The organism is Xanthomonas cannabis pv. cannabis, assembly GCF_000802365.1.
GTDB classification, from domain to species: Bacteria; Pseudomonadota; Gammaproteobacteria; order Xanthomonadales; family Xanthomonadaceae; genus Xanthomonas; species Xanthomonas cannabis.
Genome location: NZ_JSZE01000142.1, coordinates 1 through 7,999 on the forward strand (window position 1 = coordinate 1; position 7,999 = coordinate 7,999).

Annotated in this window: 7 protein-coding genes and 1 pseudogene; 6 read left to right on the top strand and 2 right to left on the bottom strand. The window is 66.7% G+C overall.

Annotated features, from left to right (window positions below; all coding sequences use genetic code 11):
- From OZ10_RS18245 to OZ10_RS18265, 5 genes and pseudogenes are all read left to right on the top strand, one after another.
- Positions 1-276, top strand: a pseudogene (locus tag OZ10_RS18245) (xanthine dehydrogenase family protein molybdopterin-binding subunit); the annotation flags it as partial.
- Entirely contained in the window at positions 273-1,286 is a 1,014-nt protein-coding gene (locus OZ10_RS18250; protein WP_039566397.1) for an XdhC family protein, read from the top strand. The pseudogene OZ10_RS18245 and the gene OZ10_RS18250, both read left to right, overlap by 4 nt.
- Before the next feature lie 470 nt (positions 1,287-1,756).
- Complete coding sequence (locus OZ10_RS18255; RefSeq protein ID WP_039414025.1) at positions 1,757-2,365, top strand: nucleotidyltransferase family protein; 609 nt, start codon at positions 1,757-1,759, stop codon at positions 2,363-2,365.
- Between the two features lie 533 nt (positions 2,366-2,898).
- The gene (locus tag OZ10_RS18260) at positions 2,899-3,114 is read left to right on the top strand and encodes a hypothetical protein (protein ID WP_039414022.1); all 216 of its coding nucleotides are present in this window, start codon (positions 2,899-2,901) and stop codon (positions 3,112-3,114) included.
- A 346-nt stretch (positions 3,115-3,460) separates the two neighbouring features.
- Positions 3,461-4,711: a DUF819 family protein gene (locus OZ10_RS18265; protein ID WP_039566399.1), complete on the top strand. Its 1,251-nt coding sequence runs from the start codon at positions 3,461-3,463 to the stop codon at positions 4,709-4,711.
- Between the two features lie 136 nt (positions 4,712-4,847).
- On the opposite strand, the gene OZ10_RS18270 is transcribed toward OZ10_RS18265, so the two are convergent.
- Together OZ10_RS18270 and OZ10_RS18275 are read right to left on the bottom strand one after the other, a co-directional pair.
- On the bottom strand, positions 4,848-6,044 hold the full coding sequence (locus OZ10_RS18270; protein WP_039566402.1) for a Tle-like phospholipase domain-containing protein: 1,197 nt from the start codon (positions 6,042-6,044) through the stop codon (positions 4,848-4,850).
- Positions 6,045-6,080: 36 nt separating this feature from the next.
- Positions 6,081-6,890: an ankyrin repeat domain-containing protein gene (locus tag OZ10_RS18275; RefSeq protein WP_202903042.1), complete on the bottom strand. Its 810-nt coding sequence runs from the start codon at positions 6,888-6,890 to the stop codon at positions 6,081-6,083.
- Positions 6,891-7,083: 193 nt separating this feature from the next.
- Between OZ10_RS18275 and OZ10_RS18280 the strand changes: the two genes are divergently transcribed.
- Positions 7,084-7,788 (top strand): HAD family hydrolase, encoded by a 705-nt coding sequence (locus OZ10_RS18280; RefSeq protein ID WP_039566404.1) that lies wholly within the window; start codon positions 7,084-7,086, stop codon positions 7,786-7,788.
- Positions 7,789-7,999: the final 211 nt, after the last annotated feature.

Below are 7,999 nucleotides of genomic sequence, written 5' to 3' on the forward strand. Positions count from 1 at the left end.
GTGGACAAGCGCTTCGGCTTCTTCGTCAACCACGACCTGGCCGGTTATGAAGTCCCGGTGCATGCGGACATCCCGCATCAGGACGTGGTGTTCCTGGAAGAGAGCGACCCGATGTCGTCACCCATGAAGGCCAAGGGCGTGGGCGAGCTGGGGATCTGCGGCGTGGCAGCGGCGATCGCCAACGCGGTCTACAACGCCACCGGCGTGCGGGTGCGCGATTACCCGGTCACGCTGGAAAAGTTGCTGCCGCATCTGCCCGCGTTGCTGCGCGCGTGAGCGCAGTCGTTGCTCCGGCCACGCATGTCACGCCGGCCGAATCGGCGTGGCCGGCATGGCCGAGCTATGCACTGCACGACGATCTCCTACCGGTGTTGACCGCCTGGCATCGCGCCGGGCAGCGTGTGGCGATCGCCACGCTGATCGACGTGCAAGGCTCCTCGCCGCGCCCGCTGGGCAGCGAGATGGCGATCGGTGCCGATGGCCGGGTTGCCGGGTATGTGTCGGGTGGATGCGTGGAGGCGGCAGTGGCGCACGAGGCGATGGCGGCCCTGCGCGACGGGCAGCCACGCTGGCTGGATTATGGCGAAGGCAGCGAGGTGCTGGACATCCAGCTCAGCTGCGGTGGTCGTATCGGTGTACTGGTCTGGCCGGTGCCGGATCTGGCCGAGCACCTGGCGCGCTGGCGCAACGCGCGTCAGCATCGTCGGGCATTCTATGTCGCGCTGGATCGCACCAGCGGGGCAGTGCGCTATCCCGCCACTGCGCACGAGGTACGTCCTGGCGAGTTCCTGCGCGTGCATCGCCCGCCGTTGCGGCTAGTGGTGGTGGGTGCGGATCCGGCGTTGCTGGTGTTGATAACGCTAGCCAGCCAGATGGGCATCGAGCTGCGTGTGCTGCGACCGCACGGCCCAGGCGAGCCGCCCCCCGGCCTGGCGGCCGAGCACTATGACCGCCGCGCGCTCGGCGATGCCTTGAACGACGTACAGCTGGACGCAAGCACTGCCTTGTACAGCCTTGCGCACGACAGCGCGATCGATGTGCAGGTAGCCAGCCGTGGCCTGGCATCGGAGGTGGCGTGCATCGGCATCCTGGGCAGTCGACATAAACGCGAACAGCGTCTGCAGGCATTGCGCGCACTCGGGCACGACGATGCGGCGCTGGCACGCCTGCGCCTGCCCGCTGGCTGGCGTATGGGGCGTTCCTCGCCGCACACCATCGCGCTGGGCATCATCGCCGAGGCCACGCAGGCGGTGGCGGATGTGCAGGCGTGTGTGGTGGCCGGGTAGCCTGTTTTGCTTCGACGCGTCGGGCGACCTGGCTGGCGACAACCGTGGTTGTGCACGATCCATGGATCACATGTCCCGCTGTTGCCGATCCTGCACCTGGCGGATGAGCGCCTCGATCCCATCACCGGCGATCGCCTGAACACCACGCGCGCTTGATCGGCCAGACACAACCTGCGTCGATGCGTGGGGCAATCGACGCGGCCAATGCCGCAGCAAACAGTGCGCGCACAGCACGCAGTCACTTCGCACGCACGGTCCGGCTTCTACGCTGAGGTCGTCTCCACTCCGTACGACGTCGCCATGTCACCAGCTCCTCGTTATGACGACGCATTGCGCAACAGGGTCGATGCCACATCGTTCCAGGCGCCGAATGCCCACGCCTCCCGCGCACGCGCACGCGCCGCCGCGTCGCCCACCCAGGCGCAAGCACGTCCACTTCGCGGGTCGTGCGCAACACCGAGCGTGAGCGCATGAGCGGCGATCACGCCGCATTGGTGTTGGCGGCCGGGGCAGGCAGCCGGCTGGGACGATCCAAGCAGTTGCTGCGGCGCGATGGCGAACCGTTGCTGCGCCGCGCCGTACGCATCGCACTGCAGACCGCGCCACGCCGCTGCGTGGTGGTGTTGGGTGCGGATGCGGAAGCACTTGCCGACGTGCTGCAGGGGCTAGAGGTGGACGTGCTGGTGCACGCCGGGTGGGCCGCCGGCATGGGTTCCAGCCTGGCGGCGCTGCGCCAGCATGTGCAGGGCGACCCCGACGTGCGCCGCAGCCTGATTCTGGGGTGCGATCAACCGGCGCTGGACGCACCACACCTGCGCGCGTTGCTGGAAGAGGCCGACCGAGCGGCCTCGGGCTGCGCCACCAGTGGCTACGCCGGCGTGCGCGGCATTCCCGCGGTGGTGACCCACGCGGCCTGGGCCGATGTGGCACTGCAGGCCGACACCGGCTTGCGCGGCCTGTTTGCCGGTCTGGATGTGCAAGCGCTTGGCTGCGTCAGCGCCCCGGCGCTGGCGCTGGATGTGGACACCCCGGCCGATCTGGTCGCCGCACAGCAACGGGGCTGGGTCGACCGGGAGTGAGACGCGATGACGGGTAACGCCTGGCGCAATCGGTCAGCCTGGGACGCACGGGGCCGATGGGCGTCGGCGCCTCAGGACCACAGCACCAGCGCTTCCCTGATCACCAGGACATAGCCCACCACCATCGCGGTCTTGACCGGAAACTGGAATTTTCTGAGCAGATACATGCCAACCCCTTCCCCAAGGATGTGTCCAAGCGCCCCTGCAACTCCTGCTGCATCGCCCGCGCCCTGGTGGCGGCAGCTGTGACGATGTCCTCACTGCGTTTGGCGGAATGTAGCGGCGGGCGTCAGCGGTGTCACGTGAGAATTTTCCTACCCGGGTGCCAGTTTCCGCCTGACAGTGCCGTCATTCCCAAACCTGCATGCTGCCTATGCCAAACGCGGGGCCCTCGGCCACTCTCCCGCGGCCCCTTGAGTAAGGGCATGTTGGCGTGATTGCAGCCGTACGACATCCCCGATGCCGGTGCCGGGCGCCTTGATGCGCTGCAGTGCACCACTGTTCCAGCGCAGCACCTACCGGCCGGAGGCCACATGGACGAGTCCCGTTATGTTGTACGCATTCATCCCGAGCAGGGCGGTTGGTGGGTCACCCGCCCGCAGTGGTCGCCGCTGCGTTACCTGCGCGAGCAGGGCGCGCTGGAAAACGCCGAACTGATGGCCAAACTGCATTGCCTGACCACCGGCCAGCCGAGCGGCGTGGTGCTGAATACGGCCGATGGCGAGCGCCTGGTGCGACGTTACGGCTGAGGTTCCAACCGCAGGTCTGCAGCGCTCGTCGTTGCCGGACTGTTCGCCAGGTGCCATCCGCGGCAGTTGCAGTGGGTCGCCACCGCGATTGCCGCCAGAGCCGGTGGTGGCCGCCGTCGGCGATGGCGTCGCCGGTGTGCTGGTCAACGTCGTTGCGGATCCTAGCGCTGCCGCGGTGGAGCACCTGCCGCGATGACCGCCACGGACCGCACGGCTGATCACTGCGGTCATGCGCCCGACCTGACCCACGGGGTTTGCGCGGCCGGCATGGTCGGCTAGATTCGTCGTCATCGGCCGCTCCCGGTTCGATCCGCATTGGCGGCCCTTGTCCGGATACCTGCCCGCGGTGACTGCGCCTGCTTCTGCCCTGATTCAAAACGATATCGTCGTCTTTGGCTTGATCGCCGCCACGCTTGGCGCGGTGTTCTGGACGTCGTCGCGCGAGCAGGGCCCGTGGCGACGGGTTTATTCCGTCGTACCGGCGTTGTTGCTGTGCTATCTGCTACCCGGCATCTACAACACCGTAGGCCTGATCGACGGCGCCACGACGCGGCTCTACAACCCCATCGCCCGTGACGTGTTGCTGCCGGCGGCGTTGATCCTGCTCACCTTGAGCATCGACCTGCGCGCGATCCTGGGGCTGGGGCCCAAGCTGGTCGCCATGTATCTGGGCGCGTCGCTGAGCATCATGCTGGGCGCAGTGGTGGCGTTCTGGGTCATGGGCTGGCTGCACCCGGCCACCGTGGCCGGCGATACCTGGGCGGGCATGGCGGCGCTGGCCGGCAGCTGGATCGGCGGGGGCGCCAACATGCTGGCGATGCGGGAAGTGTTCAACGTGGACGCCACCACCTTCGGCCAGTTTGCGGTGGTCGATGTCGGTGTCGGGTATGTCTGGATGGCGGCGCTGATCTTCCTGGCCGGGCGCGCCCGGACCATCGATGCGCGCAGTGGGGCGGACACCCGTGCGCTGGATGCCTTGCAGGAACGCATGGCGCGCTTTCAGGCCGAGCATGCGCGTATTCCCAGCCTGACCGACCTGATGGTGATCGTGGCGGTGGCGTTCGGTGGGGTCGGCCTGGCGCATGCGCTGGCCAACCCGCTGGCAGCGTGGTGCAAGGCGCACCTGAGCTGGGCCAGCCAGTTCAGTCTGGACACGCCCTTTGTCTGGGTGGTGGTTCTGGCCACCAGTGTGGGGTTGTCGTTGAGCTTTACCCGCGCACGCAACCTGGAGGGCGCCGGTGCGTCCAAGATCGGTTCGCTGCTGCTGTATTTCCTGATCGCCTGCATCGGCATGCAGATGGATCTGCTGGCGCTACTGGATCGCCCCTGGCTGTTCCTGCTCGGCCTGATCTGGATCGCAGTCCACATCGCATTGCTGTGGGGCCTGGGCCGCTGGCTGCGGGTGCCGTTCTTTTATTTTGCGATCGGTTCGCAGTCCAACATCGGCGGTCCGGCTTCGGCACCGGTGGTGGCCGCCGCCTTCCATCCCGCGCTGGCGCCGGTGGGCGTCTTGCTGGGCACGATGGGCTACGCCACCGGCACTTACCTGGCGTACCTGGTCGGCATCACGCTGCGTGCGATGGCCGGGGCAGGGTAGCGGGGGATCGGCCGATGGTCCGGCCGGCCCAGCGCGGCAGGATCAGCGCATGCGGCATGGAGATCTCTCTGCATGCCACTGCCGTTGTCTGCACCGCAGGCGGCAGTGTGCCGCCTGCGGTGAGACGGGGCGCCGATTACTGCTGAATGACGCGGCGCTGTTCTTCCTGCTGTTGCGCAGGCGGGTGGGCGTGTTGCTGGTTTTGCTGCTGCAGCTGACTGACATTGCCGTGCGCGGGTTCGTGTGCGGCCGAGGCGGTCCGGACATGGCTACGCAAATGCGTCGGGTCGTCCATGCGCCCCTGCACCGCGATCAGGCTATCGCCATTGCGGTTGGGCACCAGATGGTCGATGCGCTGCAGGCCGTCGCTGCCTGCGCGTGCAGCCACACTGGCGGCCGTGTTGATAAACGCCGTGTCATCGCGCAGCCCCAGCCGGTCGCGTTGGCCATCCAGCTGCACCACCGCGTCGTTGAACAGCTGACTGCCGGGCTGCAGCGGTGCGGCCCGCGCCTGGTCGGGCGCCTGCATGTCCTGGGCCTTGATCACCGAGTCCATGCCGTGCAGATCCAGGCGATGCTTGAGCATCAAGCCGGGCACCAGACGCTGGCCGAACGATAGCGGGTCCGGTTCGGGCAACTCGATCTGGTGGCCGGCCGCGTCGGGCATCGTCCACTTCAGCGGAATGCTGTCTTCCTGCAGGTGGGTCAGGATTTCGTTCTTGACGTGGTAGCCGCGGATCAATTCGCTGCTGGCGTAATCCTTGGCTGCCGATGCATCCAGGCCCGCGCGTTCGAGCGTGCGGTCGTTGACGCCGGCGGCGTTGTACGTCACTGCCGGGATGTCGTTGACCATGGCCGACGCCGCGGCCAGTCCGCCGCCCAGCGAATGCCCCGCGATGACCACCTGGTCGCCGAATGCCTGCCTGGCCTGGCTGCCCAGCTGGATCGCCGACGCATATTGCGCATCGTCAAAGCCCAGGCCCTGGCCGATGTTGTGCTTCCAGTCCTTGCCTTCGTCGGTGCCGCAAAAGCCGAGCACGACCTGGCCTTGATCGTTGCGATAGAACGCGGCATCGAAGCCGCTCTTGGCATCGTGCAGCAGCGCCGGGTCGATACCGGCCTGCTGCAGCGCGCTGTCGTCCATGCGCGACCAGCCATTGGCCAGCGGGGCGATGGTTTCGGCGCCGCCTTCGCGCCGCTGATTGGCGGTGCTGTAGAGATCTTGCAGCAGCTCCGGAAACTGGCGGTCTTGCGGCTGCGGTTGTTGACCGCGCATCGACTCTGCGAAGGGAGTGGTTGCAGCGGTGGAAGATGTGGATTCTGACGGGCTCATGCGCGGCTCCTTGCGTTCGTCGTACGGAAAGCGCGCTTAGCGGCTGCTTTCCACGGGAATGTTGTGGGCGCTCAACCACGCGCGCACGTCCGATCTGACCTGTTGGCCGCTGGCATTGAGCAAACGATCCGGCGTGGTGAAAAAATAGGCCTGGAAGGTTTTCTGCTGTGCATTGCGCAGCGTGGGGTCCACGCCGGCCTTGAGCAGCTGCAGCACGGCCGGGCTGGCGGCGCCGCTCTGGGCAGCCAGGTGCAGCAGGCTATTGCCGGTATGGTCGACGCGCTGGACGTCGGCGCCGGCGTCCAGCAGCAGGCCGATCTGCGCATCGCGCTTGCTCTGCACCGCACGGAACAGCGGCGTCCAGCCGGCACGTGCACTGACCACATCAATCGGTGCCTTGTGCTGCAGCAGAATCTTCAGATAGTCCGGGTCCTTGGCCATGGCAGCCATGTGCACGACCGTTTCCTGGTCCATGCCCGGCAGCGATGGGTCCGCGCCTGCGTCGAGCAGGGCCTGCAGTGCGCGCGGTTGTTCGTTCCAGATCGCCCACTCCAGCAGGGTCACCTGCTGATCGCCGTGTGCGGCCAGATCGACGATGGGGGCGAGTGCCTTGATACGAGCGACGTCGCCCTGCGCGATGGCGTTGGCGATGTCGGTCAGGGCTGGGTCGCGGAAGGCGACGGTATGGTCCTGCAGCGTAGCTGACATGGTGGTTTGCTCCTTGGCACCGGGTGAGGCGGTGCATGAGACCGCGAAGAACGAGGTCGCAAGAACGAGCAGGGTGGGGAATCGCGTCTTCATCGAAATCTCCTTGTCCTGATCGCATTCCTGGTGGCGCCGCAGCACGTCCCGCTGCAGCGGGGCCGATCCTACCAGCTGCAAAAATCGGGCGCGGTAAGATTTCGTGACATGGCTAAGGCCGTGCATGGGTGGTCCAGCCTGCTTGCTCATCCGTTTGCCTCTGTCGCAGTCGTGCGATTGCTGCCGTCACATGCACGTGCGTGGCACCACAGCCGGCGGTCACGCCACGGCCCGCATAATGGCGCTTTGCGAGCAGATGGGTGCAATGGTCTACGAGCTACTGATCAGTGATTGCGACGGGGTTCTTGTCGACAGCGAGATACTGGCCGACCGGGTGATGCGCGAGGCGCTGGCAGCATTCGTGCCGGCCGAGCCGCTGGAACATCTGCTGGAAAGCACGTTTGGCCAGACCACGCGCGAGGTATTGCGGCGCGTGGAAGAACGCTTTGCGCTGCAGTTGCCGGAGACCTTGCTGGCGCAGATCCAGGCGCGCAGCGAGGCACTGATACAGGCGGAAGTGCAGCCGATACCCGGTGTGCGCGAGGCGCTGGAGCAGATTCCGCTGCCGTTGGCAGTAGCGTCCAACAGCCGCCGCCACAACGTGATCGCATCGGTGGAACGGGCCGGGCTGACTGCGCGTGCGGCAGGGCGCGTGTTCGGTGCCGACATGGTGGAGCGGCCCAAGCCGGCACCGGATGTCTATCTGCTGGCAGCACGCACGGCAGGAGTGGCGCCGGAGCGCTGCCTGGTGATCGAAGACAGCCCCACCGGTACCACGGCCGCCGTGGCGGCAGGCATGCAGGTACTGGGGTTTATCGGTGCCAGCCACATTCCGCCTGGCCACGGTGACACCCTGCGCCGCCTCGGTGTGCTTGAAGTGTTCGACGAAATGCGTCATTTGCCTGCGTTGTTCGCACGGCTGGCGCAACGGCGCGCTGGTTGAGTGAAAGGCTCGGTGAGTAGGGCGCAGGCAACGCGCGACGCTGCACTCTGCAGCTGACCTGCCAGTATCGAGCAATCAGGTCAAGACTTCTGCACTGTGCGCATTGCGATCACTTGGCTGTCTTCACGTCTGGTCGAGGGCGCGGCGCCCTCACCGCTCGCGGGACACGCCGCAAGTACGTCCCTGTAGTCTCGGTGGCGGCATCCATGCC

Coding starts and splice junctions, on each gene's coding strand:
- OZ10_RS18280 (WP_039566404.1), top strand. CDS start 7,084: ATGGCGCTTTGCGAGCAGATGGGTGCAATGGTCTACGAGCTACTGATC.
- OZ10_RS18255 (WP_039414025.1), top strand. CDS start 1,757: ATGAGCGGCGATCACGCCGCATTGGTGTTGGCGGCCGGGGCAGGCAGC.
- OZ10_RS18270 (WP_039566402.1), bottom strand. CDS start 6,044: ATGAGCCCGTCAGAATCCACATCTTCCACCGCTGCAACCACTCCCTTC.
- OZ10_RS18260 (WP_039414022.1), top strand. CDS start 2,899: ATGGACGAGTCCCGTTATGTTGTACGCATTCATCCCGAGCAGGGCGGT.